Origin of the sequence: Shinella zoogloeoides (genome assembly GCF_033705735.1) — a bacterium.
GTDB lineage: Bacteria > Pseudomonadota > Alphaproteobacteria > Rhizobiales > Rhizobiaceae > Shinella > Shinella zoogloeoides_A.
Genome location: NZ_CP131130.1, coordinates 1,961,717 through 1,987,866 on the forward strand (window position 1 = coordinate 1,961,717; position 26,150 = coordinate 1,987,866).

Annotated in this window: 29 protein-coding genes, 1 tRNA gene and 1 pseudogene; 11 read left to right on the plus strand and 20 right to left on the minus strand. The window is 58.4% G+C overall.

Annotated elements, in window-relative coordinates:
* Positions 1-645: a PQQ-binding-like beta-propeller repeat protein gene (locus tag ShzoTeo12_RS09900; RefSeq protein ID WP_318909496.1), complete on the plus strand. Its 645-nt coding sequence runs from the start codon at positions 1-3 to the stop codon at positions 643-645.
* On the opposite strand, the gene ShzoTeo12_RS09905 is transcribed toward ShzoTeo12_RS09900, so the two are convergent.
* The gene (locus ShzoTeo12_RS09905; RefSeq protein ID WP_318909497.1) at positions 642-1,502 is read right to left on the minus strand and encodes an urea carboxylase-associated family protein; all 861 of its coding nucleotides are present in this window, start codon (positions 1,500-1,502) and stop codon (positions 642-644) included. The genes ShzoTeo12_RS09900 and ShzoTeo12_RS09905 overlap by 4 nt on opposite strands.
* Before the next feature lie 339 nt (positions 1,503-1,841).
* Between ShzoTeo12_RS09905 and ShzoTeo12_RS09910 the strand changes: the two genes are divergently transcribed.
* The 5 genes from ShzoTeo12_RS09910 to ShzoTeo12_RS09930 all read left to right on the plus strand — a co-directional run bounded on the left by ShzoTeo12_RS09910 (position 1,842) and on the right by ShzoTeo12_RS09930 (position 6,559).
* Complete coding sequence (locus tag ShzoTeo12_RS09910; RefSeq protein ID WP_318909498.1) at positions 1,842-2,264, plus strand: helix-turn-helix domain-containing protein; 423 nt, start codon at positions 1,842-1,844, stop codon at positions 2,262-2,264.
* A gap of 68 nt (positions 2,265-2,332) precedes the next feature.
* Complete coding sequence (locus tag ShzoTeo12_RS09915) at positions 2,333-2,581, plus strand: hypothetical protein (RefSeq protein WP_318909499.1); 249 nt, start codon at positions 2,333-2,335, stop codon at positions 2,579-2,581.
* Positions 2,578-3,060 carry a MobC family plasmid mobilization relaxosome protein gene (locus tag ShzoTeo12_RS09920; RefSeq protein ID WP_318909500.1) on the plus strand — a complete coding sequence of 161 codons (483 nt, stop codon included), beginning with the start codon at positions 2,578-2,580 and terminating at the stop codon, positions 3,058-3,060. The genes ShzoTeo12_RS09915 and ShzoTeo12_RS09920 overlap by 4 nt, the downstream gene beginning before the upstream one ends.
* Entirely contained in the window at positions 3,054-4,679 is a 1,626-nt protein-coding gene (locus ShzoTeo12_RS09925; protein WP_318909501.1) for a relaxase/mobilization nuclease domain-containing protein, read from the plus strand. The genes ShzoTeo12_RS09920 and ShzoTeo12_RS09925 overlap by 7 nt, the downstream gene beginning before the upstream one ends.
* A 29-nt stretch (positions 4,680-4,708) precedes the next feature.
* Positions 4,709-6,559 carry a type IV secretory system conjugative DNA transfer family protein gene (locus tag ShzoTeo12_RS09930; RefSeq protein ID WP_318909502.1) on the plus strand — a complete coding sequence of 617 codons (1,851 nt, stop codon included), beginning with the start codon at positions 4,709-4,711 and terminating at the stop codon, positions 6,557-6,559.
* Positions 6,560-6,600: 41 nt separating this feature from the next.
* On the opposite strand, the gene ShzoTeo12_RS09935 is transcribed toward ShzoTeo12_RS09930, so the two are convergent.
* From ShzoTeo12_RS09935 to ShzoTeo12_RS09990, 12 genes are all read right to left on the minus strand, one after another.
* Positions 6,601-7,347 carry a hypothetical protein gene (locus ShzoTeo12_RS09935; protein WP_318909504.1) on the minus strand — a complete coding sequence of 249 codons (747 nt, stop codon included), beginning with the start codon at positions 7,345-7,347 and terminating at the stop codon, positions 6,601-6,603.
* 3 nt (positions 7,348-7,350) lie between these two features.
* Entirely contained in the window at positions 7,351-8,508 is a 1,158-nt protein-coding gene (locus ShzoTeo12_RS09940; RefSeq protein ID WP_318909505.1) for an AAA family ATPase, read from the minus strand.
* Positions 8,501-9,823: a DUF262 domain-containing protein gene (locus ShzoTeo12_RS09945; RefSeq protein WP_318909506.1), complete on the minus strand. Its 1,323-nt coding sequence runs from the start codon at positions 9,821-9,823 to the stop codon at positions 8,501-8,503. The genes ShzoTeo12_RS09940 and ShzoTeo12_RS09945 overlap by 8 nt, the downstream gene beginning before the upstream one ends.
* A 66-nt stretch (positions 9,824-9,889) precedes the next feature.
* Positions 9,890-10,933: a hypothetical protein gene (locus ShzoTeo12_RS09950; RefSeq protein WP_318909507.1), complete on the minus strand. Its 1,044-nt coding sequence runs from the start codon at positions 10,931-10,933 to the stop codon at positions 9,890-9,892.
* The gene (locus tag ShzoTeo12_RS09955; RefSeq protein ID WP_318909509.1) at positions 10,930-11,676 is read right to left on the minus strand and encodes a hypothetical protein; all 747 of its coding nucleotides are present in this window, start codon (positions 11,674-11,676) and stop codon (positions 10,930-10,932) included. The genes ShzoTeo12_RS09950 and ShzoTeo12_RS09955 overlap by 4 nt, the downstream gene beginning before the upstream one ends.
* Positions 11,676-14,285: an N-6 DNA methylase gene (locus ShzoTeo12_RS09960; protein ID WP_318909510.1), complete on the minus strand. Its 2,610-nt coding sequence runs from the start codon at positions 14,283-14,285 to the stop codon at positions 11,676-11,678. Before ShzoTeo12_RS09960 ends, ShzoTeo12_RS09955 begins: the two co-directional genes overlap by 1 nt.
* 12 nt (positions 14,286-14,297) lie before the next feature.
* Positions 14,298-14,819 carry a hypothetical protein gene (locus ShzoTeo12_RS09965; RefSeq protein WP_318909512.1) on the minus strand — a complete coding sequence of 174 codons (522 nt, stop codon included), beginning with the start codon at positions 14,817-14,819 and terminating at the stop codon, positions 14,298-14,300.
* Between the two features lie 88 nt (positions 14,820-14,907).
* Positions 14,908-16,836, minus strand: a complete 1,929-nt coding sequence (locus tag ShzoTeo12_RS09970) for a DEAD/DEAH box helicase family protein (RefSeq protein ID WP_318909513.1) — start codon at positions 16,834-16,836, stop codon at positions 14,908-14,910.
* A gap of 94 nt (positions 16,837-16,930) precedes the next feature.
* Positions 16,931-17,209, minus strand: a complete 279-nt coding sequence (locus ShzoTeo12_RS09975) for a helix-turn-helix transcriptional regulator (RefSeq protein WP_318909514.1) — start codon at positions 17,207-17,209, stop codon at positions 16,931-16,933.
* Positions 17,210-17,226: 17 nt separating this feature from the next.
* Positions 17,227-18,546: a type II toxin-antitoxin system HipA family toxin gene (locus tag ShzoTeo12_RS09980; RefSeq protein WP_318909516.1), complete on the minus strand. Its 1,320-nt coding sequence runs from the start codon at positions 18,544-18,546 to the stop codon at positions 17,227-17,229.
* A gap of 77 nt (positions 18,547-18,623) precedes the next feature.
* On the minus strand, positions 18,624-18,977 hold the full coding sequence (locus ShzoTeo12_RS09985) for a hypothetical protein (RefSeq protein ID WP_318909518.1): 354 nt from the start codon (positions 18,975-18,977) through the stop codon (positions 18,624-18,626).
* On the minus strand, positions 18,974-19,384 hold the full coding sequence (locus ShzoTeo12_RS09990) for a helix-turn-helix transcriptional regulator (RefSeq protein ID WP_318909520.1): 411 nt from the start codon (positions 19,382-19,384) through the stop codon (positions 18,974-18,976). Before ShzoTeo12_RS09990 ends, ShzoTeo12_RS09985 begins: the two co-directional genes overlap by 4 nt.
* 95 nt (positions 19,385-19,479) lie before the next feature.
* On the opposite strand from ShzoTeo12_RS09990, the gene ShzoTeo12_RS09995 reads away from it, so the two are divergent.
* A complete protein-coding gene (locus tag ShzoTeo12_RS09995) occupies positions 19,480-19,713 on the plus strand; it encodes a helix-turn-helix domain-containing protein (protein WP_318909522.1) in 234 nt (77 codons plus the stop codon).
* Entirely contained in the window at positions 19,710-19,901 is a 192-nt protein-coding gene (locus tag ShzoTeo12_RS10000; RefSeq protein WP_318909524.1) for a DNA-binding protein, read from the plus strand. Before ShzoTeo12_RS09995 ends, ShzoTeo12_RS10000 begins: the two co-directional genes overlap by 4 nt.
* A 304-nt stretch (positions 19,902-20,205) precedes the next feature.
* On the opposite strand, the gene ShzoTeo12_RS10005 is transcribed toward ShzoTeo12_RS10000, so the two are convergent.
* Positions 20,206-20,532 (minus strand): hypothetical protein, encoded by a 327-nt coding sequence (locus ShzoTeo12_RS10005; RefSeq protein WP_318909526.1) that lies wholly within the window; start codon positions 20,530-20,532, stop codon positions 20,206-20,208.
* 45 nt (positions 20,533-20,577) lie between these two features.
* On the opposite strand from ShzoTeo12_RS10005, the pseudogene ShzoTeo12_RS28240 reads away from it, so the two are divergent.
* Positions 20,578-20,919: pseudogene (locus ShzoTeo12_RS28240) on the plus strand (tyrosine-type recombinase/integrase); the annotation flags it as partial.
* 200 nt (positions 20,920-21,119) lie between these two features.
* Here the strand turns inward: ShzoTeo12_RS28240 and ShzoTeo12_RS10010 are convergent.
* A tRNA-Ile gene (locus ShzoTeo12_RS10010) sits at positions 21,120-21,195 on the minus strand.
* 156 nt (positions 21,196-21,351) lie between these two features.
* Here ShzoTeo12_RS10010 and ShzoTeo12_RS10015 point away from each other — a divergent pair.
* A complete protein-coding gene (locus ShzoTeo12_RS10015; protein WP_119257081.1) occupies positions 21,352-22,101 on the plus strand; it encodes an SIMPL domain-containing protein in 750 nt (249 codons plus the stop codon).
* A gap of 202 nt (positions 22,102-22,303) precedes the next feature.
* Here the strand turns inward: ShzoTeo12_RS10015 and ShzoTeo12_RS10020 are convergent, their stop codons facing one another.
* The 5 genes from ShzoTeo12_RS10020 to ShzoTeo12_RS10040 form a co-directional block, all read right to left on the minus strand.
* Entirely contained in the window at positions 22,304-22,717 is a 414-nt protein-coding gene (locus tag ShzoTeo12_RS10020; RefSeq protein WP_119257080.1) for a hypothetical protein, read from the minus strand.
* Positions 22,718-22,822: 105 nt separating this feature from the next.
* Positions 22,823-23,179, minus strand: coding sequence for a nuclear transport factor 2 family protein (locus ShzoTeo12_RS10025; RefSeq protein WP_318909529.1), 357 nt, complete (start codon positions 23,177-23,179; stop codon positions 22,823-22,825).
* A gap of 55 nt (positions 23,180-23,234) precedes the next feature.
* Positions 23,235-23,657 (minus strand): secondary thiamine-phosphate synthase enzyme YjbQ, encoded by a 423-nt coding sequence (locus ShzoTeo12_RS10030; RefSeq protein WP_119257078.1) that lies wholly within the window; start codon positions 23,655-23,657, stop codon positions 23,235-23,237.
* A 13-nt stretch (positions 23,658-23,670) separates the two neighbouring features.
* Positions 23,671-23,796, minus strand: coding sequence for a hypothetical protein (locus ShzoTeo12_RS10035; RefSeq protein WP_281048102.1), 126 nt, complete (start codon positions 23,794-23,796; stop codon positions 23,671-23,673).
* 50 nt (positions 23,797-23,846) lie between these two features.
* Entirely contained in the window at positions 23,847-24,200 is a 354-nt protein-coding gene (locus ShzoTeo12_RS10040) for a DUF1428 domain-containing protein (RefSeq protein ID WP_318909534.1), read from the minus strand.
* Positions 24,201-24,359: 159 nt separating this feature from the next.
* Between ShzoTeo12_RS10040 and ShzoTeo12_RS10045 the strand changes: the two genes are divergently transcribed.
* Positions 24,360-26,006, plus strand: a complete 1,647-nt coding sequence (locus tag ShzoTeo12_RS10045) for an alpha/beta hydrolase (RefSeq protein WP_318909535.1) — start codon at positions 24,360-24,362, stop codon at positions 26,004-26,006.
* The last annotated feature ends 144 nt before the right edge of the window (positions 26,007-26,150 follow it).

A 26,150-nucleotide genomic window follows, 5' to 3' on the forward strand; every position in this document is an offset into this window, starting at 1 on the left:
ATGAGTACGACCGAGGCAGAGATCATCCACGAATACGGCCCCTATTCCGGCGTGGAGCAGGTCGGCGGCGTCACGTTCGACGGCAAGGCCGTCTGGTTCGCCGCCGGCGACGCCATCAGGGCGATCGACCCCGAGGACGGCCGCATGCTGGGCGCCATCGAGATGGCCGCCCATGCCGGCACCGCCTATGACGGCCGCCACCTCTTCCAGATCTCCGAGGACAGGATTCACAAGATCGACCCGGCCTCCGGCGCGGTGCTGGCGACCATCCCCGCCCCCGGCAACGGCGGCGATTCCGGCCTTACCTGGGCGGAGGGCTCGCTGTGGGTCGGGGAATATCGCGGCAAGCAGATCCACCAGATCGATCCGGAAACCGGCGCGGTCATCCGCATCGTCCGGAGCAACCGCATGGTGACGGGCGTCACCTGGGTGGACGGCGAGCTCTGGCACGGCACCTGGGAGGGCGACGAAAGCGACCTGCGCCACATCGATCCCGCGACGGGCGCGGTACTCGACAGGATCGTCATGCCCAGGGGCATCGGCGTGTCGGGCCTGGAATCCGACGGCGCGGACCGCTTCTTCTGCGGCGACGGGCAAGGCGGCATGGTCCGCGCCGTCCGCCGCCCGCGCCGAGATCCGCGCTAGAGACCGTGGGTGCCGTCGTAGCCGTTGACCGGCGGCGCCGCCCAGCCCTTCGGCAGGCCCTTTGCCTTGTAGACCTCGACCACCATCGGATGGCAGGCCGCCGTGTCGGAGGAGTGCTCCGACGAGCAATCCCCGCCCGGGCAGGCCGACATGCAGCCGAGAAGATCGATCTCCGCGAAAAATTCCAGATAATCGCCCGGCCGCACCGGGCTCGCCTTCATGAAATACTGCCCGGTGTCGCGCGTAAAGCCGGTGCACATGAAGACGTTCAGCACGTCGTGCACGTAGCCTTCCGCCTCGCGCGGCGCCATGCCGGTCTTCTGCGCGAAGGCGCGTGTCAGGTTGGAATGGCAGCAATGGTGGTACTGGCCGCCATGGCTGAGCAGGTTGTGCGTATAGGGATCGCAACGCGTGCCGATCACGTCATGCACCGCGCCGCCGAATTCGTCGAAGCCGTACCAGTCCAGCGTGTCGTGGGTGATGGTAGCGATGGGGCGCAGATAGGGGAAATTGGAGAAGAGCTGGTCGCCGAGCCCGACATGGGTGCCGTTCAGCGCCCGCGTCTTGCCGGTATAGAGCCGTTCCTTCAGGTCATTGGCATTGAAGAGGTTGAGGTCGCCGACCTGCGGCCCCTCGCTGCAGACGATACGGCAGAAATGCCCCGCCGGCACCGACCACGTCGCCGCCTCGCGCGGCGGAACGACGATGGTCTCGACCAGCTCCAGGTCGTCGCGCAACGCACGATAGGCCGAAAGATCCGGCCGCGGCAGGCTCTCCACCGGATAACACACCACCGGCTTCACCGCCTTGCGCGCCGCCGCATCCGCGGGAGCCGCCGTAATCGGACTGGGCTTCATGACATCCTCCTCCACAGACGCCTTCCGGGCGCCTACTCCAACCTTGTTGAATAACATTATTATGATTGTTCAACAGAAAGCAATCGAAACAGCGACGCGGCATGTCGGATCGCGCAAGGAGACCACCTTGCGAGCAAACCCGCATTCAAACGGCTGATAATGAAGAAAAATGGTGGGCCCGGAGGGCCTGCCGAATTCGAGCAAAATCAGCTGCTTAACCCCGTGTGGGACGAAAACCCCGCTTCATAAAAATCAATGGCTTAACAAAGCGACCGTCCCACTTTTTCCGGCCGTTTTCGGCCCTTCTTTCCCACTCGCGTTGCGCCCAGAGAGGCGCGCATGAGCGGGGCCCGGCCGTTTCGGGATGTGAAGCTGCAGTGGCTTCAGCAATTGAGCTGCGACAAGGATTTGAGCGACAACGCGCGATCCGTGGCCCTCTATATCGTCACCACGCATTTGAACGGCCACACCGGAAAGGCGTGGCCGTCCTATCAAACGATTGCCGACGCGACCGGCAAGAGCGTCAAGACCATTCAGCGCGCCGTCCGTGAACTTGAGGTCAAAGGATGGTTCGAGGTCCAGCGCGGAAATGGCGTCGGGCACAACACAGAATATCGTCCCTCAGCGGCGTCGATTTTACGCGCATCGGACGCCCGCGAAAAGACGGACAAAGTTGTCACCCTTTACCCAGATAAAGGCGGTCAGATGTGCCCAGCGAAGGGGGACAAATATGTCCACCAAACCCAGAGAAAGAAAAAATAAAAAAACCTAACCCGCGCGAGGACGCCCCGCCGCGCGTCGAGACGCGGCGAGCCGTCCCGCTCGTTTTCGTGGCTGAAACCAAGTCGGATCAGGTCGAGCAATGGCGCGATTGGTTGCGGCGTCACGGCTTTCCTTCGATCGATGCCTTGGGCATGCGGACGGTGAAAACCGGGAAAGCAGGCTATGCCCTGCCCAGCTATTGGCCACCGGACGAAGCAAGCTCCAGCGCGCTCGATTGGATCGCTTTCTTCAGCCGCCGCCGTGACCACATCGCCGCCGAAACCGCCCGACAGACCGACCTTCGGAGGGCGTCATGACGGACGGCGATTTGAAGGGAGCAAGGCGACCCCTGTCATACGGCGAGCCGTCCGACAGGGAGCCTTGTGAGGGGAGGCAGGCCTCCCCTTCAAACCCCACCAAGAGCACGCGGGGATCGCGCAAAGGCGACCTCAATGCCCTCGTGGTTTTCCGCTGCACGGCATCGGAAAAGCAGGCGCTGACCGCACGTGCGGCGCGGGCCGGTGTGCCCTTCACCACGCTGATGCGGGAAGCGCTCGGCCTCACCGAGGCGCGCGGCCGCCGTCCGGTTCCCAAGGTGGACCCGGAGTTGGTGCGCGCCGTCGCGCGGATCGGCGGCAACCTCAACCAGATCGCGCGATGGCTGAATGCGGCCCAGGTTCAGGGCCAGGTGTCCGCTATCGACGCAATCACGGTTGCCGCGCGCCTGGTCACCATCGAGCGGGCGCTATCGGAAACCCTTGAGCAGTTCACGGCCAAGGATGGCGCGCCGTGCTGATCAAGTTTTTCCGAAACGGCCAGGGCGGCGGATCGGGACCGGTTGACTATCTGGTCGAGCGCGACGTTGTCGCTTACGACCAGAGCCGCAACGCGATCCGCGATGAGCGCGGCGAGGTCATGCTGTTTGCCCGCGAGCCCTTGCCTGAAGTGCTGCGCGGCGACACCGAGCGCATGCGCGCGCTGATCGACGCCTGCCCACACCAATGGACCTATCGCGCCGGCGTCATCGCCTTCACGGCGGAAGACGCGCCGAACCCTGCCCAGCAACGGCAGGTGATGGACGCCTTTGAGAGCCTTGCCTTTGCCGGCCTCGAATCCGACCAGCGCGATATGCTGTGGGTACGCCACACCCATGAGGGCCGCGTCGAGCTGCATTTCGTGACGCCGCGCATGGAGCTTGCGAGCGGGCGCAGCCTCAACATCACGCCGCCCGGCTACCAGAAGCACTACGACGCCTTGCGCGATGTTCTGAACAAGGAACACGGCTGGAACGATCCGGTGGCGCCGGAGCGCGCCCGCGAGACCGTCAGCCTAATCGAGAGCGTTAGGCGTGGCGATGCTCGTGAGTTGATCCATGACTGGATCGTCCAGCGCATCGAGACCGGCGAAATCAATGACCGCCCAAGCATGACCGAGGCCTTGACGGCGGCAGGTTTCGACCTGCCGCGCGCCGGCAAAAACTACATCACCGTGCGCGACCCCGAGGCGGACGAGCGCTGGCGTCTGAAAGGAGACCTGTTCCGTGAAGACTGGACCCGAGAGAATACCCTTGAGCGAGCGCTTGAAAGATCGGCTGGCGAGCCCAGCCGTTCCGGAAGCCGGCTCGACGCCATCGCCCTCGACGAGCTTCGAGACCGATTGGAGCGAAGCCTTGAAGCGCGCGCAAGCTACAATCAAGACCGATATCCGCAGCTTCACGGACGCGAACCGCCAGCACTTGAGCGCGGCACTGGCGACGACCGAGGCGGACGTGAACCGGCTTCGCTCGATGGTGCAGCCATTCTTCCTGACCATGGGCGCGGTGGCCTTACTGATCATCCTGTTGAGCTTCACCGCGAGCTGGTTTTGGGCGGGGCTGATGATCGACCGCGCCCAGAGCGCCAGCCTCTGGCAGATGGGCTTGCAAATCAACCAGACCAGCAACGGCAAGGTCCTGACCTGGAACGTCGACCGCCTTCAGCTGATCACCTGCCAGGCCGGCACAGCCAAAACCGCATGCCTGAAGATCGTCCAAGGAGATTGACCGATGACCAAAGCCACCAGGCCGCCGATGCCCGAGAACCTGTCGCCGCTGGAGCGCGAATTGTTGGGTTACGTCGAGACGTTGATGAACACCTTGCAGAGCGGAACCGCGCAGTTCGAGGCGCTGGAGAAACGCTCGACCGACATGATCGAAAATCGGCAAGCGGCTTTGGAAGGATCGCTGAAATCGCTCATCGCGTCACAGGCTACGTTCATGAACGCCTGGCTCGCCTCCGGCAATCCTTCCAGCGGCACGGTCTCGACCGAGCTGGTGGAAGCGTTCGCTCTGCTGGAGCAGGCCGAAGCGATGCTGGAGACGGTCGCGCCGCCGACGTGACAACTCGATCACCCGCGTCCGATCGCGGCCGCATCTGATTTTTCATTTCCGTCTGGAGTTTCGATCCATGAATTTGATTATTCAGCCCTATCGCTATGCCCTTTCCATTGCCGTCGTTGCGGCCGGTTTCCTGCTGATGGAGACCACGCCGTTGTTCTGGCCACCCATTTACCAGAACGCGCGCGCCGCAATCCTGGTTATGTTTTTCGGGTTTGCGCTGCTGGCATTGGCGGGAGACACCCAGGGCCGCATCCGCAGCGCGTCGGGCTTAGCTGTGGGGGCTGCCCTCCTTGCCGCGTCTGCTCTCGCCCTTACCGACCCGACCATTGCGGCAGGCGTCCTGCTCGACAGCTTCAAAGCTTGGCGAAATGCCGGCTATTCGGGAATCGAAAGCATCCGAGGCATGGCATCGACCTGGGATCGCTTCACAGAGGCGCAGAAGCTGGGTGTGCAAACCAGCCTCGCCATCGGCCTGCCTGTGCCCTTGTTCTTCATCTTGCGCGCGATCTCGATTGTCGCCCCAGTTTCGTCAAACCGCATTTCAAAACAAGGCCCATGGCGCACCCGATGGATGAACCGGAGTGAGCTGCGCCAACTCCAGCACAACGATACCGGCTTGCCGCTCGGTCTCTCCGGCGGCGCGATGCTGCGCTACCGCCGCAACCCGAAGACCGGATGGCGCGCCGGTCACCATGTCGCCATCGCCGGCACCCGCGCCGGGAAAGGGGTGTCCGTTGTCATTCCCGCCATAATCGACCATGACGGGCCGGTCGCGGCCCTGGACATCAAGGGCGAGAACTTCGCCGTGACGCGCCGCTATCGGCAGTCGCTCGGCCGTCAAGTCGTGGTTCTCAATCCCTTCGGTGTCATCGAGCCGTCGAAGGATCGTTTCAACCCGCTCGACTATATCAGGCAAGCACACCTTGTCCGTGATATCGAGGTCATTGCCGAGGGGCTTGTTCGACCGGAAGGCGGAAACGGTACACACTTCGCTGAAATGGCGAAATCCATGATTGCCGCCGTGATCGAGGTCGTCATGACCAGGCGCGCGGAAGCTGATCGCAATCTGATCACCATCATGGACCTGTTGTTTTCCGCCAACTTTGAAAAGACGCTGACGGAATGGGCTGGGGCGCCGGAGACATTCGGCACCCGCCCGGCCGCCGCAGCTGCCACCTTCCTTGCAGCCGGCGAGAACGAGCGCGGCGCAATCAAGACGACCATCAAGAAGGCATTCGATTGGGCTCGTTCGGATGAATTGCGCACCTTTCTCGGCACCTCCACATGCTCATTCGAAAACCTGTTCGAGGGCCGCGCCGACCTCTTCATGGTCGTGCCGCTCGACCAGGTTGACGCCCAGGCCGTCTTTCTCCGGTTGCTGACGAACATCATTCTCGGCATGGCTGTCCGCCTTGAAGGTGCTCGAAAGCCGAAAAAGAACGTGCTTCTTGTGCTGGACGAGTTTGTCCGTCTCGGCAGAATGGAAAAGCTGATCAACATCGCCAACGTCGCCGCCGGCTGCGGCATCGAGGCACTGTTCATCACCCAGGACAAGGGCCAGATCGAAAGCGTCTATGGCAAGGGCGACAGCGCCAGCATTCTCGGCTCTTGCGTCACGACTCGCATTTTCGGTCTCGGCCGCGCTGAGTTTGAAACCACTAATTGGGCCGCGAACGCGCTCGGCGACCAGACGGTGCTCACTCGCACGAAGCAATCGTCCGCCAAATTCGGCGAGAGCCATAAGACCTCAACCGCCGAACAGCGCCAGAAGCTCATGACCGCAGATCAGATCCTGGAAATGAAGACCGGCAAGATGCTGCTGCTGACGGGCTCGAAGCCGCCGGCGCTTGTTGACGCGATCGTGTCGCACCGGCATCCGGCATATCGGGGGAAGCTGGACCGGAACCCGATGGTGTGAACCGCCACCTAACCAGCTGCTCGCAAATGGAATGCCAGGCGCTATCGCTGAAGCAACTTCAGAGTTTTTCCAGGAACTTCAGCTTCTTTTATTTCAAATCCATGAAATATTTCACGGTCAAGATGTGTTCTTACAAACCTATAATACTTGTTTCTTTCAGAATGAAATGAGTATAAACCGCGACCTCCAACGAGTGCCTGCAGAAGAAGTCGCTGCGCTTCCTCATCTGAAAGCGTCATTGGCGAGACGGACTCTGCGCCTGTACGGGTATATTCTTGACGTTTGTGTTTCGGATTTGGCTCATAGCGGGGGAGAGCCCGCCTTATCGCCTCTAGCCCGCTCACGAATGAAACACTATACTCCGACTCAGAATCTGCAACCAATAAGTCATCACAAGCATCCGGCAGTTCTGGGTGACGTAAACCAAGCCATATCGCGTGGGGCTTGATGTCTTGGCCTGATATTGCGCCCTCGTTCGTAAAGTCTTCGCGCGACACCTTCGTCATTTGAGGGGGCGCATCACATTCCACAGCTCTGTTTCTCGTAAAAAGATACCAAAGACGGGCCATGTCGCGGTCATTTACCGCACTAATTGTCTGAATTAGCGATTCTGCGGGTCGAAGGGAAAGGTTCTCAATTGCTGGGTCAAAATAGAGTGTCACTGTTCGAGCTAGCGCGGGCTCCGCATACTGCAGCGCAACGACAAGTTCGCCGATACAGTGTTCGGCTTCCGAAAAAGCATAGCATTGTTCTTTCACTGTCAAAGGAACGAGATAAAAGCTTTTCATGTTTCAAAGCTTTGAGAGATCGGATTCGATTTGATCGAAGAAGCCTCTGGGCCACGAGGAGACCTTTCCCTTTTGGTCCATCCGAATTTGATGAGCCACCGTGCATTCTTCTCGAAAGTCATACGTAAAATGGTTTAGGAATATCTCATTTGCCTGAACTACGCCGAATTTCGTCGCCAAACGAATGCCGTTTACAACGTGATCGCTGTGCGTTTCGATAAAAATCTGGCGACCGGCAGCAGCAATCATTGCTAAGAACATCCCGAGCCGGGACTGGCTGAAAGGATGTAAATGGGCTTCCGGATTTTCAACGATCATCACGCCGTTTCTATTAAGCGACAGCGCTCCAGCAATGATAGGTAGCGTATAGCTGAGTCCGAAGCCGATATGTGTCGGACGAACCGAAGACCGGATGCTTGACCCGATTTGATAAGAAAGGGTTGCCAGATCCTGCAAAACCAACTCTTGGCACTCGAAGCGGCTGCCGGGTATAATCCACGACAATAAAGCGTTGGTGAGAAGATCAACCCGACCTTGGGTGTTCTTGAAGTCCTCACTCCGGTCAAAGTTGTCAGCCTGGAGGGCCGCGTTTACCCAACGGCCGGCTACATCGTCATCCCATCCATCGAATTTGATTTCCGTAGCCTGCGCCTTGGCCAACACGGATGGCGTGTACTCACCATGCTTACCGAATGCGCCGGCAGGATCTTTATCTTCCCCCGACAGGCTATAACTCGTTCTGGGGCCCAGCCGCTCGGCATTCAAATAGACAAACCCATGTCCGCGCCGCGTTAGTTCTGTAGGTGCCTTTCGTCGAGGTTCACAGCGTATCTCACGCTGTGACAATCCATCCGAGGCGTCTCGGTTCACAGTAAATGCATACCGATACGTACGACCGGATGCGTCTAAACGCATCTTTACTTGGTATCCGCTTTTGGGATGCAGAATATCTCGAGCCGTGCCAGCCTCGTAGAGAGGACCACCCAACGCGAGCCTCTCGATGTAGCCACCTGCTCCTTCCGATTGCCGCAGCAATAGAAGGCTCTGAAGGACGCTAGATTTGCCAGACGCATTCGCGCCCACAAGCACGTTGAGCGACGCAAGTTCAAGTGAAATATTCACAAGGCTCTTGTAACCATTTATATCGAGTCTTTTAAGCATTAAAAGCTTTCTCTAAAATACTAGTGGTGGCTTTAAAACGCTTTTCTACAGCCGAGTAAGTTCCAGTGCTGGCGCTAATTGATCGAACAAATCTGTCGTCCGTGTTCATAGCGGCGAGAAATTCTGTAACTATCGCATCCTTTTTTTGCTCTATTAGAGAAGAGCTAAAGCCCTTCACAGTTACAGTCCAAACTTCAAACAACGCCTTATTCAATGGAGATCGTCGTCCACCCTTCATGTAATATTTTCGGAAGGAGTATATACCAAATATTTTTTGGACTTTCCCGATATTTAAATAAAATTCTTGTTCCAGGTTCTTAATTTCGATTTCTGGCAAAGCATTAATCTGGTTCATCGCGTGAACTAGGAACGACTCCATATCACCGTGCTCACGGTATGAACTGTAGTCGTTGAGGCTGAAAGCCAGCGCTCTAAGTATCAATTCGCGATCACTCATGCGAAGGCTTTCAACTACACCTTGAGTGGCCGAAAGAAACTCAGGAGACTTCGCCATCCTCCGCAGGAGTTCTGTGCATGGCCCCTGGTTTAGCGCGTGTCGAATTTCCTGAGGTGTGAGCTGCATTCCTCCCGTATTTACACGAGAAAAGATCGTGTACTTCGCGAGCGGAGGGGTGCCGGGCATGAGGTTGTAAAACATGAGCTGCGTGTCGTCTTCGATGGCGACCTTATATTCGGGTGGCAGCTCGTCAAATTTCTTCCCGTTAAGCTCTGTCAAAAACTGCAGACCCGAGAGCGCAAAGTCTTGGAGTCTACAATAACGATAAAGCGTCGTCAGCCTTTGAAGACCGTCAACCACAATCCAGCGCACAGCTGTGGTCGCGTCGATGTAGAATGCAGGCAAAGGAATTTTGATAATCATAGATTCGATCAGCCGGCTTTGTTTGAGTTCGTCCCATACAAAGGCACGCTGGAACTCCGGACTTAGATCAATTTCCGCTCTCTCTATTTTCCGAAGCGCTTGAAACACGCTTAATGGCTTCGTCTCCATTTTCAGTTTGGCAACATCGTATGGCTTGGTCGGCTGGGCCGCACCATCACCCGAATGTTCCAAGTCTTTCTCAACACTGAATTCTGCGTTATTTTCCTGTATCCAGGAGATACCTTCATTTGATAGTTTAAGAAATGCACCAGATTTTTCAACGAGGCCTTTTTCAAAGCAAGCCGAGAGTGCATCTAAGTATCCGCTCTCTTCCTCCCATTGCTTTTCTACAATCTCTTTTAAATAATAATTTTCAAGGGCCGTGTGGTTTTGGAGCACCCTCAGAATAATGGCAATTTCACCAGATGTTATCATCGTTTTTCCTGAAAAAATCCACCGGATTGCTGACTCTGATCGATCGCCATTGCATTCTGCTTCACTTTAGCTGTCCACTTTAAATTCCGCGATAAGAAAATCCACAGTCGCCTGATCGCGCAGCTTGCAGACGATATTCTGGTTGGCAAAGGCGCCTTTAAACCATTTGGCTTGGGACGGCTCCACCGTTTTGCGCCATTCGACGCCAACGACATATTCCGCGCGGTCAGCGGGTTCGCCGATCCGCTTCATTCGGGGTTCGGCAAGGGGTTGCTCGAAGAGCGGGCCATCCGGTGTAATAAAGTCAGAGGCACGCTGTGCTTCGCTCGTCACCGTGCCGTAACCGATATAGCCCTTACCCTTGTCGAAAACGAATATCTCGTCGCCGATGGCAAGCTGCTCCAGGCGCTTGGTGTAGAATTCGCCGCCACCGGCACTCACGAAGCCGTATCGCTTCATGTCCGTCCAGGAGCGGTGCTCGCCCAGACCGGCATTGACGAAGTAATAACCGGACCACGGCGGGCGAACCTTGCGCTCGGAACGCTCTTCCACCTCTTCCTGATCGAGAAGGAAATCGGTTGTTAGCCATTCCTGGCCATTGGCTTCGAACACGTTGAAAAAGACAGTGTTAATGGCGACGCCATGCTCTTCCGACAGATATTCGACGATCCGCCGCGATGCCGGATCGAGTTCACTTGCCACGATCAGCATAGAGTGGCTGCCGTTAAGCTGCTCTGGAATTGCTTCGCCGAATTTTTCACGGAAGGCGGTCACCAGGCGTGTCTGGAGATATTTTTCCGCACGCTCATAAATCTGCGGTGTCGTCAGCGTGCGCACCCAGGAGGCGTAATCAAGCACCTGCGCCACGATCTCGCGCGGCGTGCGGTCTTTCTTCAACTCGATGATGATCAGCGCGGCTGAAGCATCTAGTGCCAGGAGGTCGATGAATTTGCCGTGGTCTGTCGGCACCTGTCGGCCGATGATCAGAGCGTCCAGCCCGAGCAACGATGGATCGGCCGCCACCCAGTCCTCGATAAGGCTTTCCTTCATCAAAGCGCGGCGCGTGGCTGCTTTGAGTTTGCCGTCAACGATCGAGTAAAGCGAGCTCATGCGGCTTCTTCCATCTCTTCCGGTGGATAGAGTTCAACCAGCTTGGCGTGCAAGGCCTGCATTTCGTCGTGGTGTGCCTCTGCAGCCAAAGCAGAAATGTCGAAGCCCGCACAGATGTCGAGGTCAGCGGCAGACATGTAATTCGCGTGAATTAGGTTGGCCGCGATCTCGTCCGCCGGGTCGGTGTACTGACGCTCTTCCATGTCCGCGCTCGCAATCAGAAACCGCCGATAGAGCTCGACGATAACCGGCTCCATATGCGTTTCAATATTGCGAACTTCCTTCATCATGTCAGCGATTTCCGCGTCAATCGCGGCGCGGTCATTGAAGAAGACCGTTCCAGTCGGATGGGCAATCTTATTGCGGCGTTTCACGAATTTCGCAAACTCTCCAACCTGATGATTTGTACAGCCGATGAGCTTTAGAAATCGGAAAATCTGGCTTTCCTTCAGGCGGTCGTAAAACTTGAACGGGCTTTCGCAATCCATCAGGCTGCCTTCCTCGTCCGAACGGAAACCAACCATCGCCATTCGAAACTGGTCAGGCATTGCCAGCCTGATCTGCCAAATCGAGAAGCTAACGAAGCTCATATAAAGAAGGTGGAAGGCGAGACTTGCAAACTCAAATCGGTCTGCCTCATAGTTTGTCTGGAATGCCGACCAAAGAAAATCGAGATAAGCCTGCTCGCGGTTATTGGCGAAGGATTGCGGGAGGTAGGTGCTCAGTTCTAGCGCTTCCTCCATCAGGCAGCCTCCCCGTCTTTCGCCTTACCCCAAACTCGGCCGATGGCGGCGTCGATCTTTCTCTCGAAGCGCGTGATCAGCTCACGGTTAGCTCTGACGATGGCTTGTTCTGCCTCGATGTCAGCAGCAATGGCTTGCTGAATATCGAAGGCAGGAAGTGGGATCTCGATCTTTAGAAGCTGCGACTTAGCTACATTCTTCATGCTTCCACTTGTGCCGCCACAGATTGCCGAAATCTTTGCACGATACTCTTCGGACGCGATGACGGTGTGAATGTATTTTGCGCTGGCATCCTGTCGAGAAATAACGGTTTGCCACAACCGATCAGGCAGAAACAGCTCGGGATAATCGTTATCAATGTACGCGCTTGCGCCGACAAGAGCCTCAGTGTTCATGCGGCTGATGATGATTGAACCTTTACGCGGGCTGCACCTCACCCGATCAACCTCCTCGAGCAGGACAGCTTTGTGCTCCTCGGGATCGAATGTGCCTGAGGTCACTGCGCTAGTTTTAAGAACGCCAAGCTCACCCGGCATTTTTGTGCGGTTTTCAGAGTTCACGCTCACACCGGCTTCGAGGGCGTCAAAGATTTCTGATAGTTCGACCATCGGCCAATCCGGATCCACAGGTATATGAGGGCGGTAATTGTCGATAACGGCGCGGGCACCTTCGATAACGCGTTGATAGCCCTCAATCTCGGCCACAATCTCGCGCTGAACCTCAAGCGATGGGAGCGGGATTTCAAAACCTTCGACAAACGCACGAGGCACGCGCTGCAACCCACCCGTCCCGGTCATTTGGGCAATAGCTTTGGAACGGAAATCTTCGTGCGTAATGCAGCGATAGACCCACTCTGCGAGTACGCTTTCGCCGGGGCGAAGCACGTAGAATTCACTGGAGCCGAATCCGATTCCATTGCGCAAATTACGAGCGATTCCTGCTTTTCCATTCTCAAAACAAGGTGTTACCTTTGCAAGCAGAACGTCGCCATCTGCAAAGTAGGTGTAGCTTGCTCCGACCTCACCGAACTGCTTAGTCTCTTTAGCTTCAAACCCGGTACGCCACTCGTTTAGGTCTGCCATAGGAACAAATGAAACTTCGGTTTCTGGCGGCAGTTCTTGAAGCAGACGTTTAGCAGGGTTGACGGTACAGATGTCGACAATCCGAGCACGCCGAACGTCGTGCTCCGCGGCAGCTTCCGACTTGTAACGCTCGCCGCTAAGAATGTAGTCGCCACCACTGGCAACTACCTCTCGTTCCACCCCAAAGCCGTGAATGCTCTCTAGCTCGCCACCTTTCCCACCTCGAGCCTCTTGCAACCATGCCGACAAGTCAGCCTTCACCTGGGGAAGTTGAGATCCCTTCTGCGCCTTGCGTTGGGCACCCAGTTGGAAGCCATCATTTTCAATCTTGAAGAACGCGATGTGTTTACTCGCCTTGGCCACTGCCCGGTCAAGGATTAGGATTGAAGTCTTGACACCCGAATAAGGGTTGAAGACGCCAGCAGGGAGCGAAATTACAGCCGCTAGATTGTTCTCCACCAGCATTTTCCGCAATGCTGCGTAGGCGCTTTGGCTCTGGAAGATAATCCCTTCCGGCACGACAATCGCCGCGCGCCCGTTTGGATTCAGGTGCTCGGCGATGTAGTCGACAAACAGCACCTCACTGCGTTTGGACTGCACCTGGAAGCGGGTGTGGGGCTTGATGCCGCCCTTTGGAGACATGAAAGGCGGGTTGGCCAGGATCACGTCCGCCGTTTGGGTCCATTTCTCCTCGCTGGTGAGCGTATCGTATTCCTCGACCTTCGGATCAGCGAAGCCATGGAGGTAGAGGTTCACGAGGCTTAGGCGTACCATGTCAGGCGATATGTCATAACCCTTGATGTTACCCGCCAGCCGCGTACGGTCTTCCGGTGAGAGGAGATCGCCAGGGAAACGCATTGGGCTTTCGAGTGCTTGTTCGGCGGCGTCAGCTTCCTCATGCTTGCCGTTGCCGTTTACAACATAGGACGAGTTGGCCTTGAGGATGTGCTTGTAGGCCGAGATCAGGAAGCCAGCAGTTCCGCAAGCAGGATCAAGGATCACCTCGTTCTTCTTGGGGTCGATGATCTCTACCATGAAATCAATGATGTGGCGCGGCGTGCGGAACTGCCCGGCGTCGCCCTGGCTGCCCAGAACGGAAAGGAGGTATTCGAAGGCATCGCCCAAGCGCTCGCTGTGATCATAGGTGAAGCTATCGATCTCGCGAAGGAAGGAGCGCAGCGTTTCGGGGTCACGATAAGGCAGATAGGCATTGCGGAAGATCGATCGGAAAAGCGCCGGCAGATGGTCGTTTTCCACCATCTTCGTCAGTGCCTCGGAATAGATATTCAGCATCTCCTGGCCGGAAACGCCCGGCGCCACCAGCTTGGCCCAGCGGTAACGCTCATAGTCCTGCGTAAAGAACTTGCGTTCGCCGCCCAACTCCTCGGCCTCAAGGTCCATGTCGTCCATGAATTTGTAGATGAGCGCGACCGTGATCTGTTCGACTTGGCTTTTGGGGTCCGGCACCTTACCCACGAGAATATCACGGCAAGTGTCGATGCGGCGTTTGGTATCTTTATCGAGCATTTCTGGCTTTCATCACAAAAAGGGGTTCAGGGACACATAGTCCTTGATGTATTCCGGGATGCGCTTGCGCCATGGGGCGGGCACTTCCTTCAGGTCGCGGGTCGAGAAGGACGGGTTTACGTATAGGTCAGTCAGATGGCCAGAGTCGATCGATGCACGCACCTTGGCGTCGCGAATATAGGCCTCGAAGAAGTAGCGCATTTCTCGGATGCGATCGGCTTCCTCAGGCTTCTGGTCGATCAGGAATTTCTGGAATTCGTCGTCGATCAATTCGCCCTTGCTCTTGAACTTCGGAATGAAACCGAAAGCCTTTTCCACCAGTTCCCGCACTGAGATGCGCCGATCGACACCCGCGGCGCGGCGCAGCTTCTCCAGATTGAAATATTCGCTCGGCTTGTCGAACAGCTCTTCGACCACGTGACGTGTCGCGGCGTCCCAGTCCTGCTGCTCCACCAGTTCGGCAAGCTTCGGATCGGAGCGCGCCGTTTCCTCGAATTTTTGGAAAAGCTCGCGGTCAATCCGCATGCCGTCCAAGCCAATTTGTTCCTCCACGTGATAAACTACCTGGTCGGGCTCCATAAACTCGTAGATGACAGGTTTAGAGGCAATCGTCGTACCATCATCACCACCATTGGATGGCGGCAGGTTTCGGCAGAGCCAGTTCCTGATCGTATTCGAATTTTTCTTCGAAAAACTCGCAGTTGGCAAAGAAGTCGAACAGGCGGAACGCTGTCTTCTGCACATCCCCACGCGCTGCCTTTTGCACGGGATCAAACAGCTCTTCTGTGAAGCTGTGCTTTCGCGTTCCGCGCCCCTTCATCTGGACGAAGTCCGACGGTGAAAATATGGGCCGCATCAACGCCAGGTTCAGAATGTCGGGGCAGTCATAGCCCGTCGTCATCATGCCGACGGTCACACAGACGCGGGCCTTACTGGTGCGGTAGTTTTCGATAAAGCCGCTGTGACTGCCCAGATTGTTGTTTGCGAAATTGATCGTCATTTGCTGCGAGGCGGGCACGTCGCTGGTCACCTGCATCGCGAAATCCGACTGATAGCGCCCAGGCCACATCTGATCGGCCAGCTCATTCAGGATTTGCGTGATCTTGGCGGCATGGTTCTGGCTGACGGCAAAAGCGATCGTCTTACCGAACTCACCTGAAATCGGGTCCCGCATCCCATGTTCCAAAAGCGTTCGACAGAAGGCCTGGTTGGTTGCCTCTGCGAAAAAGCGCTTCTCGAAATCCCTGCCGCCAAAGGCTTCCTTGATCTCGGTGCCATCGTCTGCCGTCGTTTCAATGGTAAAGCCTTCGTCCGACAAAAGCTGGGTGGTGACACCAGTTCGGGCGTCGATTACGTAAGGATTGATAAGAAAGCCCTCACGAACGCCGTCCAGCAACGAATAGCGGAAAGTGGGATCGCCCGATTCACAACCAAAGGTGCGGTAGGTATCGAGCATCATACGACGCTCGGCCTCCCGCGGGTCGCGTTCGGTGGATTTCGCCTTCTTGGACTGCTTCAGATAGTCCTTCGGCGTGGCTGTCAAACCGAGCTTGTATCCGATGAAGTATTCGAACACGGCGCGGGCGTTTCCGCCGATCGACCGGTGGGCTTCGTCCGAGATAACGAGATCGAAATCCGTCGGCGAAAACAGCCGGCGGTACTTATCGTTGAAAAGCAGGCTTTGCACCGTCGTCACAACGATATCGGCCTTGCGCCAGTCGTCGCGCTGCTCCTTGTAAATAATCGAGGTGAAGTCGTTCTTCAGGTAAGCCTTGAACGCCTTGTCGGCCTGCGTTTCCAACTCCAGCCTATCGACGAGAAAAAGAACGCGCTTTGCGTTTCGTGTTTTCAGGAACAGCTTGATGACAGCGGCGGACGTTAGAGTCTTGCCCGTTCCGGTGGCCATTTCGAAAAGAAACCGTGTCGCGCCCTTCTTGGCACTCTTCTGGATTTCCTGAATGGCACGTTCCTGATAGGGGCGAAGGAAGCGGAGTTTTTGCTTTTCGACGAAGGCAGCACGCTCCCCATCGTTCTTCCAAGCCGCCTCGCTTGCGTAGCCGGGCATTTGGGTCAGAACAATAAAGTCGCGTTCAACCTTTTCTGCAAAGAGACGCTCGGCATTCGGCTCGAATGCGTAGTGGTTCTTGATCTCGTCCGGCCCTGGGAAGGTAGTGATAACCGTCGGATTGCCCTGCTCAAGGTCCCACAGGTAATGGATGTTTCCGTTGCTCAAGATGACGAAGCGGGCATTTTGAGAGCGGGCATATTTGCGCGCCTGCTCCTTGCCGATACGGGGATCTTTATCTTCCGATTTCGCTTCGAGGACGATCAGCGGCTTGCCGTCCTTATTCAGCAACAGGAAATCGATGAATCCTTTCGCGCTTTTCTCAAAGTCCGCGCCGAGACTTTCGATGTGCTCAGGCTTCAGCTTGACGTTTGGCTCAAGAACGACGTTCGCGGGACCGTTTTTGTCATCGAAGAAGCGCCAGCCGGCGGCCTCCAGCAGCCGATTGATTTTGATCCTCGCCGTTGCTTCCTTGCGTAATGACAATGCCCATCCCCCGGCAAAATTCAGCAGTAAATCGATATTCCAAACTCGTTAAGGCACAACTTTTAATCAATGCGGCAAATTGAAAATTCTGTCTTCATTGGGCCTTTGGAACAAACCCGACAGAAAATCCGAACAATCGGCCAATTTTCATCAAAGTTTCGAGCGTTGGGTTCGCCGTCCCGGCTTCGATCTCAGCAACTTGGCGCCTGGTGAGCGATAGCGTCTTGGCGAATTCATCCTGCGTCAAACCAAGCCCCCTACGGATTTCAACAACCGCTTCAGGCAGCCTTAAGTCGCCGGTTCGAGCACGCTCCGCCAGCGTTCGCCGGTTTTCTAGAATCTCTTCTTTCGTGGGTTTCTTCCATCGAGCCATTTAGCTGTCCTTCGGCATCAGTGGCACGCCGCCAGAACGCTGTCTGCTATCGCGATGCAGCGTCCCATCGCACGGTCCAGAATGTCTGGAAACGCCCCCAAGTCTTTCGCCATGGCCGGCGTCCGGCGCAACTGTTCTGCAAAATCAGAAAGCACCGCTGCAAGCGCTTTCTGTTCTGGAAGATCAGCCATCAGCTCTGTGCAGATGTGCTTCCAATCGGGGAGATGGTCGCGGCCACCGTCACGCATCATCGCCCATCGCGTAGAGCGAACGATCCCCTCCTTGGCCAGCCGCATTGGTGCGAAATCAAAGAGCGGAGACAGGCGTATCGTGCCGTCCTGGTGCTTGCTGAGTGCGGAATTCCGGCCGTGATTGTCGGGATTGCCGAGCGCCAGGTTGGCGATGTCACGTTTCAGGTATTCGACGATGTCCGAGAAGGGATCTGCCGAATATTGGCGCAGAACGTCGATATAGGCCTCATGCGTGCCGACATGGCCGAAATCGGCAACGCCGATCGCGGATACGAGGCTTTCTTGGCCCAGCCGGACAGTTCCGCCTTCTTTCTTTTTCCGATCGAAACGGGGAATGATCAGGACGCCTTCGGCATAGGTCGATGGTTCGTTTACATTCAGACCGATCTCTTGAGCAATCCGCGAATAAAGGGCTTCGCCTTCGAGTATAAGGCGGTCCACAGGCTCGTTGCTGCGCACCAGCTTGACGATGACGTGGCGCACGGCTTCATCGTCGGTCACGAAGCTGTCGGGATAATAGAGCCCGTCATTCGCCTGCGTCATCGATACCTTCGGCCATTCGCCTTGTAGGCCACTGGAGCCGGAGGCCAGCATTCCAAAGCGGTCGGCGACCTCCATGAACCGATCCGAGCGCTCAAGGATTTCCGCTTCTGTAACCCCTTGACGCTCAACACCGCGCAGCCGTTCCGTTTCGGCCTCGGTCGCTTCTTTGATCCGGATATTGCCTATGCCCCCCGCCGCCGATCGCAGAAGCAGCGGGAGATCCGAAGTGCGCGAACCTTCAGCAAGGCCGAGGTGGTCGGCAAGCTTTCGCCTTGCATGACCCTGGGGCATGAGATCCAAGAGGAACGGCGGCCAGCTGCGGCTGTATCGATTTTCGAGATCGACGGGGTAACGGACCGACAAGGCGCGATGGTCACGAACCGCCTTTCCGGCCGCAAACTCCGCCGATGCGACAGTGACGAAATAGTCGAGATCGTAGTCGACAATGGACGCGCCCTGGAAGCCGGTCGCGCCGTCCTTGAGTTCTAGCGTCGCGGCGTGATGCCACTCGCCATTAAAATGGGTTTGGAGCGTTAGACGCATTAATTGACCCTTTCAATGGTCCAAATAATGCATCTTTTCAATTTATTCAACCCATCAAAGTGGGTTAATATTTGCCTTCAAAACTGCCAACTACCGAAACGGCTATGGAAGTATCTGATCCGGCTGACCATCTTTCGGCCTCTCAGCGCACTACCACACGCGAACAGCATCATTGAAAAGCCAAGCACGGGCGTCAACCAAGCATCGGAGCCGCTGTTTGCATCGAACAAGATTAGCGAAACGGCTCCCATTGCAGCGAAGAAGACCATCCCGAAATCGTATTGCTTTGAAAGGCTCGTGAGCCGGGCTGAATGTTGGGCATAGCGCAATTGCCTTGCTAACTTTCGCTTTTCGGATGCCAGTTGATCGCGCTGGCGCCCAAGCACGTATACGCCTTGCATTATCTGCTCTTCGAAGCTCGATTTACTCATATCGCTGACCTCAGATACTTTTCTGCAATTTCCTCAGTGAATTCGCCGTGTTGTTCGGCGTAGTCGATCAGGAACCGGACAAGCTTCAAGCGCTTGTCCGGTTCCACCTGACAGTTTTCCTTTGCAATGAATGCGTCAACCGCCCCGGTGACCTGGTGATACAAATCCACCGTGTCGCGATTGTATGGGCTTCCTTCCCCCGTGAGCATCCACACGGGATTCACATTGAATTTGACATGCAGAAGCCGGAGAATCTTTGCAGGGATCTCACGATTTCCGCGCTCGTAAGTGTTGTAAGCGCTTTGCGACACCTCAAGGGCTTCGGCAAAGGGCACTTGCTTGAGCCCGGAATCCTTCCGAATATTCCCGAGCCTTTGCCCCATCGCCTCCATAAATCCGTTTTGCATCAAAATATCTCGAATGCGATAAAACCGTTGCAGCTAGCGCGATTATATGATTCGTTCTGTTCTGTGTCGAATTATCTCTAAGGAGTTGAGCAGTTATGCAATCTCAGCTTTTATCGCCAAAGCAATTGGCAGATCGTTCCGGGTGGCCGGTCGCGCGCATTCGGAACCTGATTGCGAAGCAGGAAATCCGGCATGTCCGGATCGGCGGAAGCCTATTCCTGCTGGAAAATGCTGTCGATGAGTACCTTGCCGCGAATATGGTCGAGCCCAAGCAGAAAGCTTTGGTGGTTGCTAATACCGCTCTCAACAACGTGAGGAGCGGCACATGAAGCAGCAAGCCGAAACGCCGGCCCCGCGACCCATCTACAAGGTGGCAGTCAGCCGCGTCCGTGCTGCGGAACTTCTGGACGTCTCGCCGGGCACCTTTGACGATTGGGTACGCCGTGGCTTGATGCCCAGAGGCGTGAAGATCGGCGCGTTGCGCCGCTGGGATGCCGAGGAAATCCGGGCGTCCTGATACGACATCAAAGAATAGGGCTTGAGCGGAGACGACGAAGATGGCGAAAACCCGTTTGATTACGCGGTCGGGTAATCAGCACGTCCCCTTCAAACATTGCTCACGCGATGTCGATCGGCACGGCAACGAGCGGTTCTATCTCCGCCTGCCAGGCATGCCGAAATATCGTATGACGTCCTCCTATCTGGACGAGGCGGGCAGCGTCACCCAGGCGTTTACCGAGGAATATCACCGCGTGCTTGCTGGCGACCGTGGTGAAAAGACGGTCCCGATTTCAAGACTGGAGCCTGGCTCGGTTCGCTGGCTAGTCGAGACCTATTATCGTTCCAAGGCATTTCAAAGCCAGTCTCCGGCCACGCAGAAAGACAAGAAGAGCGTTCTCAATCGTTATTGCAGCAATGTGGGTGAGCTGCCCTTCAAAAAGATTCGCAAATCCGACATCGAAGCCAGTCAGATGAAGCGCAGCGGCACGCCGGGCGCGGCCGACAAGCTGGTGAAGTATCTGAAGGCACTCTTCAATTGGGCCATCAGCGCCGAGCTGGCGACCTTCAATCCCGCGAATGGCGTGACCAAAATTCACAAGTCTCCCGGTTTCCACACCTGGAGCGAAGCGGAGTTGGCGCGCTACCACGCCGCCTATCCGCTCGGCTCCATGGCCCGGCTTGCAATGGAACTGATGTTGAATTTGGGCGTCAGACGATCGGACCTGGTCAAGCTCGGCTGGCGGAACCTGGTCGCTGACCGCATCGAATTCATGCCGGAGAAGGGTTCCGGCAAATATGCACAGTCGCTCAGCCTGCCCGTCACAGACGAGCTACGCGAGGCACTGGACGCGATTGCGCATGATCAGCCGACCTTCCTTGTCACCGAATACGGCAAGGCGTTCAGCGGGAACGGCTTCGGCAACAAGATGCGCCAGTGGTGCAATGAGGCCGATTTGCCGGAATGCTCCTCACATGGCCTCAGAAAGGCGTCCGCGACCATCCTCGCCGAGGCTGGCGCAACCGAACATCAGTTGATGGCGATCTTCGGCTGGTCTGATTCCAAGATGGCGCAGCACTACACGAAAGCCGCCCAATCCAAGCGCATCATTGATGCCGGCTTCGAGCGCCGCAAAACCTATGTGGCCCGCAAAAATGTCCCACTTTCATCGAGCCGGAATTCCGGTGAGACAAATCGAGGAAAAAAAGATGGAAAAACAACGTCCGAAGACAGAAATGGTGGGCCCGGAGGGACTCGAACCCCCAACCAAGCGGTTATGAGCCGCCGGCTCTAACCATTGAGCTACAGGCCCGTTCCGGCCGGATGGCCGGGGCCGTCGGTCAATGGCAGCCGACGGTGGGAAAGCGTCTAGACGAAATCGGCCATTCTCACAAGCGCTGCCGTATTCTCTACACAATCACGGGCGAAGAACGCGGCAAGGGACACAACCATCAGGAGACATTCCAACATGTTCCACGGAAGCTTGGGCCGCCGCACCGGCGCCAGCCTCGTCGCCCTCTCACTCGCTCTGGCCGCTGCCGTTCCGGCCGCCGCACGGGCCGAGGAAGCCGCGAAACCGCGCGAATCGACCATCGTCGTCACCGGCGAGGGTTCGTCCGAAATGGCTCCCGACATGGCGCTGATCGATCTTGGCGTCGTCAAGGATGCCAAGACCGCCCGCGAGGCGCTCGACGCCAACAACAAGGCCATGGCCGAAATCCTCGCCGCGCTGAAGGAAGCCGGCATCGAGGAGCGCGACCTGCAGACCTCGGGCTTTGCGATCAACCCGCAATACCAGTACACGCAGAGCTCCACGGGCGAGAACCCGCCGCCGGTCCTGACCGGCTTCCAGGTCACCAACACGCTGACCCTGCGCGTGCGCGACCTCTCCAAGCTCGGCGAGATCCTCGACAAGGCGGTGACGCTCGGCGCCAACCAGGGCGGCGGCATCCGCTTCACCAACGACAAGCCCGACACCGCCGTCAGCGCCGCGCGCAAGAAGGCCGTCGAAAACGCCATCGCCAAGGCGAAGGAACTGACGGCCGCCGCCGGCGTCGACCTCGGCCGCGTACTGGAAATCTCGGAAACGAGCTACCGCGCCGAGCCCATGCCGATGATGCGCGCCGTCGCCAAGGACTATGCCGGCTCCGTGCCGATGGCGACCGGCGAGAACAGCTATTCCGTCGTGGTCAACGTGACCTTCGCGCTCGGCAAGTAAGCCGGGCGGGACGCAGACAAGCGAAAGGGCCGGGAAACCGGCCCTTTTTCATTTGCGGCGGCAAGCCTTGGCCCCGGCACGGCACGCCAACGCAAAAACCCTCCCGGCGGAACCGGGAGGGTAGCCGTCCATCGGCCGGGGGTGACGAGATGGACGGTTTCCGTCGCGAGCCTGCGAGCGGTCGCCCGCCTGCTCCTTGGCGTTACATGGCCGGGCAGCCACGCTCGTTCGCGAAGATGATGCGGCGATAGTCGCCGCGGCGGAAGCCTTCTACCACGACACGGCGCGGTGACATGTCGACGATGCGGGCACGGCGCAGGCCGAAATCACGCGCCTTGGCAATCGCCAGCTCCGGCGAGCAACGGCCGCGGCGACCCCAGTCGCCATGGCGGCGGTCAGGGCGGCGGTCGCGATCCCAGCGATCGCCGCGATCACGGCGATAGTCCTCGCGATCCCAGCCGCCGTCATAGTCCTGGACCTGCAGGAAGCCGTTGCGGTAGCCGGCCGGCTCGACCGTGACGCTCAGGCCCGCAGCGGAGGCGGCCGGAACGGAGGCGGTCAGCGCGCCGAGGCCAAGGACCGCGGCAAGAAGCGTCTTTTTGAGAATGGTCGTCATGGAAGGATCTCCTGTTCGTTCCGACCGGATTGTTCTGTCCGGCGATTGGGGAAACCATATGGCGGCTGATCTGAACGCAGACCGAATTCGTCGTTCAGCCTGCGTTCAACTTCCCGCGGGGGAAAAGAGCGCAAAGCGCGTGATGAGCCCCTCCTCCAGTTCCAGGAGCAGGATCTTTTCCTTCGAATAGGCAGCCCCGCCGGCGGCCTTGCCGCGGGCCGTCAGGCGGATGGCGATCGTGTTGCCGGAGGCGTCGCTCATCGCCAGCGCATCGCCATAACTCTCGTCGAAGGCTTCGAAATGCCGGGCAAGCCGCTCCCGCAACGCCTCGCGGCCATTGTCGCTGCCCTCGCCGATGCCGGAAATGGCGACGTCCTCGTCGACCTTGCCGGCCAGCGCGGCGAAGTCGCGGGCATTCAGCGCCTCGACGACCGTATCCCTGATGCTTTCCCTGTCAGCCATGGATGTCTCCTCTTTCCAGCGGCAGGGAAACGTTCCATCGCGCGAACGGGTTCCGTCAAGAGCCGAGATGCAGCACGATCTCCCGCCGGTGCGGCCGGTCGCGATGCTCGAAGAGATAGAGGCCCTGCCAGGTGCCGAGCGCCGGCCGGCCGGCCATGACCGGAATGCCGATCGAAACCTGCGTCAGCGCCGCCTTGATATGGGCCGGCATGTCGTCCGGCCCTTCCAGCGTATGCACGATCCAGCCCATGGCGGGATCGTCGGAAGGCGGCACGAGGCGGCGGAAGAATTGATCGAGGTCGCGCCGTACATCCGGGTCGGCATTTTCCTGGATGAGCAGCGAGCAGGACGTATGGCGGACGAAGACGGTCAGCAGGCCTGTTTCCACGCCTGCCTTGCGCACGAAGGCCTCGACCTCGCGGGTGAACTCGTAGAGCCCCTGCCCGCGGGTCGAAACCGAGATGACGGTCTGCGCCACGGCGCCGCCCGCCTCAACCGATCGCCCAGAACACCGTACCGGCGATCACGATGAAGGCGAGTATGACGCCCATGAAGCGCACGAGGCCGGCATTGGTGTCGGTCGTGGTGCCGACGATCGCGTAATAGAGGTCCTTCATGGCAAGTCCTTTCTTCCGGTAGCCCGCGTGATAGCGCAACCGCCCGCCGCTCACAACTCGACGAAGGCCTCGAAACCGCCATAGATCATCCGCTTGCCGTCGAAGACGTCCTTCCAGTCGTCGCCCTGCAGGCGGGCATCGGCCATGACCTTGGCGAGGACCTCGTCGCGGCGCGCGCGCGATTCATAGGTGATCCAGGAAAAGATCACGACCTCGTCGTCGCTCGCCAGCACGGCGCGAGGAAACGAGGTGAGCTCGCCATAGGGAACGTCGTCCCCGACGCATTCCACATAGTCTATCGCGCCGTATTCCTTCCACACCGCGCCCGCCGTGCGCGCCATCGCCTTGTAGGCCTCCAGATTGGCCTTCGGCACCGCCAGCAGAAACCCGTCAACATAGGCCATGTCCGCTTCCTCCTTGTTGGGACATGACAAGGACGTGTGTCAGTTCCGCGATCCGACAAGGGGGAGGTTATTTCACCGGCGGCCAGCGGCAGCTTGCGCCGCTTCGGCCGCCATGCGAGGTTTGCACCCCGAAGGCGTTGAAGCGGAAGGGAGATTGTCGTGCGGGATTGGTTCTGGCGGGTCGTCCTTTCCCTCTCCGCCACCGGCCTCGTGCTGGGCACGCTTTTCTTCGCCGCGTCGCTGACGCCGAGTCTCCTGCCGCGCACCTACCTCACCCAGGGCATGCTCTCGGGCATCGCCATGGCCTGCGGCTACGGCCTCGGCGCGCTCTTTTCCGCGCTGTGGTTCTGGCTGGAACTGCCGGAGCCGAAGGACCGCCTGCGGCGGTGGATCATGATTGTGGCGGGCGGTCTTTCCGGCATCGTCGTGCTCGTCTTCCTCTGGCGCACGGCGGAGTGGCAGAACTCCATCCGCACGCTGATGAACTTGCCGCCGATCGAGACCGCCCATCCCTTCTATGTCGGCCTCATCGCGCTCCTCGTCTTCCTCGTGGTGTTCGGCCTCGGGCGGCTCTTCGCGTTCCTGGTCCGGCTCTTTGCCAGGACCTCGCGCCGCGCGGCCCCGCGCCGCCTTTCCTATGTCATCGGCACGGCGCTCGCCGCGACGCTGTTCTGGACGCTGGCGGACGGGCTTCTCCTGCGCTTCGTGCTGCACACGGCCGATTCCTCCTTCCGGCATCTCGACCAGGTGATCGAGCCGGACACGGCTGAGCCGACCGATCCCATGAAGTCGGGCAGTGCCGCCTCGCTGGTGCGCTGGGACGAGCTCGGCCGCATGGGCCGCGCCTTCGTGGCGAGCGGGCCGTCATCCGCCGACATCGCCGCCTTTACCGGCAAGCCGGCCATGGAGCCGCTGCGGGTCTATGCCGGGCTGAACGCCGCCGAAACGGCGGAGGCGCGGGCGAAGATCGCGCTCGACGAGCTTATCCGCGTCGGCGGCTTCGAGCGTTCGACGCTCCTCATCGTCATGCCGACGGGCACCGGCTGGGTCGATCCCGAGGGCATCGACACGGTCGAATACCTGCACCACGGCGATATCGCGAGCGTCGCCATCCAGTATTCCTATCTCGCAAGCTGGCTCTCGCTGCTGGCAGAGCCCGATTACGGAGCGGAGGCGGCGCGCGCCCTCTTCCGCGCCGTCTACGAACACTGGACCGCCCTGCCGAAGGCGCATCGGCCGAAGCTCTACCTCTACGGCCTCAGCCTCGGCGCCCTCTCCTCCGAGCAGTCGGCGGAACTCTTCGAGGTGATCGGCGATCCCTACCAGGGCGCGCTCTGGGCCGGGCCGCCCTTCCCCAGCCGCATCTGGCGCAAGATGACGGCCGAGCGCAACCCCGGCACGCCCGCCTGGCTGCCGCGCTTCCGCGACGGCTCCTATGTGCGCTTCACCAGCCAGCGCAACGCCCTGCCCGAGGCGGGCGACCACTGGGGGCCGATGCGCATCGTCTATCTGCAATATGCCAGCGATCCGATCGTCTTCTACGACCCCTATTCCTTCTACCGCCAACCCGCCTGGATGGCCGTGCCGCGCGGACCGGACGTCTCGCCGGACTTCCAGTGGTACCCCGTCGTCACCTTCCTGCAACTGACGCTCGACATGGCGATGGCGACGACGACGCCCATGGGGCTCGGGCATGTCTATGCGGGCGAGCACTATATCGACCCGTGGATCGCGGTGACGGACGTGACGGACTGGAGCGCGGCGGACATCGCGCGGCTGAAGGAGAAGTTCCGGGCGGGGCGGTAAGGGACGGCCCCTCATCCGCCTTCCGGCACCTTCTTCCCGCAAGCGGGGAAAAGGAACATGCGGGACCGTTGCCTTCTTCCCCCATCGGTCCGATTTGCAGGAAAACGGCCCGGCATTCCCCTTCTCCCCGCTTGCGGGGAGAAG

Coding starts and splice junctions, on each gene's coding strand:
- ShzoTeo12_RS09900 (WP_318909496.1), top strand. CDS start 1: ATGAGTACGACCGAGGCAGAGATCATCCACGAATACGGCCCCTATTCC.
- ShzoTeo12_RS09905 (WP_318909497.1), bottom strand. CDS start 1,502: ATGAAGCCCAGTCCGATTACGGCGGCTCCCGCGGATGCGGCGGCGCGC.
- ShzoTeo12_RS09910 (WP_318909498.1), top strand. CDS start 1,842: ATGAGCGGGGCCCGGCCGTTTCGGGATGTGAAGCTGCAGTGGCTTCAG.
- ShzoTeo12_RS09920 (WP_318909500.1), top strand. CDS start 2,578: ATGACGGACGGCGATTTGAAGGGAGCAAGGCGACCCCTGTCATACGGC.
- ShzoTeo12_RS09930 (WP_318909502.1), top strand. CDS start 4,709: ATGAATTTGATTATTCAGCCCTATCGCTATGCCCTTTCCATTGCCGTC.
- ShzoTeo12_RS09935 (WP_318909504.1), bottom strand. CDS start 7,347: ATGAAAAGCTTTTATCTCGTTCCTTTGACAGTGAAAGAACAATGCTAT.
- ShzoTeo12_RS09940 (WP_318909505.1), bottom strand. CDS start 8,508: ATGCTTAAAAGACTCGATATAAATGGTTACAAGAGCCTTGTGAATATT.
- ShzoTeo12_RS09945 (WP_318909506.1), bottom strand. CDS start 9,823: ATGATAACATCTGGTGAAATTGCCATTATTCTGAGGGTGCTCCAAAAC.
- ShzoTeo12_RS09950 (WP_318909507.1), bottom strand. CDS start 10,933: ATGAGCTCGCTTTACTCGATCGTTGACGGCAAACTCAAAGCAGCCACG.
- ShzoTeo12_RS09955 (WP_318909509.1), bottom strand. CDS start 11,676: ATGGAGGAAGCGCTAGAACTGAGCACCTACCTCCCGCAATCCTTCGCC.
- ShzoTeo12_RS09960 (WP_318909510.1), bottom strand. CDS start 14,285: ATGCTCGATAAAGATACCAAACGCCGCATCGACACTTGCCGTGATATT.
- ShzoTeo12_RS09975 (WP_318909514.1), bottom strand. CDS start 17,209: ATGGCTCGATGGAAGAAACCCACGAAAGAAGAGATTCTAGAAAACCGG.
- ShzoTeo12_RS09980 (WP_318909516.1), bottom strand. CDS start 18,546: ATGCGTCTAACGCTCCAAACCCATTTTAATGGCGAGTGGCATCACGCC.
- ShzoTeo12_RS09985 (WP_318909518.1), bottom strand. CDS start 18,977: ATGAGTAAATCGAGCTTCGAAGAGCAGATAATGCAAGGCGTATACGTG.
- ShzoTeo12_RS09990 (WP_318909520.1), bottom strand. CDS start 19,384: ATGCAAAACGGATTTATGGAGGCGATGGGGCAAAGGCTCGGGAATATT.
- ShzoTeo12_RS09995 (WP_318909522.1), top strand. CDS start 19,480: ATGCAATCTCAGCTTTTATCGCCAAAGCAATTGGCAGATCGTTCCGGG.
- ShzoTeo12_RS10000 (WP_318909524.1), top strand. CDS start 19,710: ATGAAGCAGCAAGCCGAAACGCCGGCCCCGCGACCCATCTACAAGGTG.
- ShzoTeo12_RS10015 (WP_119257081.1), top strand. CDS start 21,352: ATGTTCCACGGAAGCTTGGGCCGCCGCACCGGCGCCAGCCTCGTCGCC.
- ShzoTeo12_RS10020 (WP_119257080.1), bottom strand. CDS start 22,717: ATGACGACCATTCTCAAAAAGACGCTTCTTGCCGCGGTCCTTGGCCTC.
- ShzoTeo12_RS10025 (WP_318909529.1), bottom strand. CDS start 23,179: ATGGCTGACAGGGAAAGCATCAGGGATACGGTCGTCGAGGCGCTGAAT.
- ShzoTeo12_RS10035 (WP_281048102.1), bottom strand. CDS start 23,796: ATGAAGGACCTCTATTACGCGATCGTCGGCACCACGACCGACACCAAT.
- ShzoTeo12_RS10040 (WP_318909534.1), bottom strand. CDS start 24,200: ATGGCCTATGTTGACGGGTTTCTGCTGGCGGTGCCGAAGGCCAATCTG.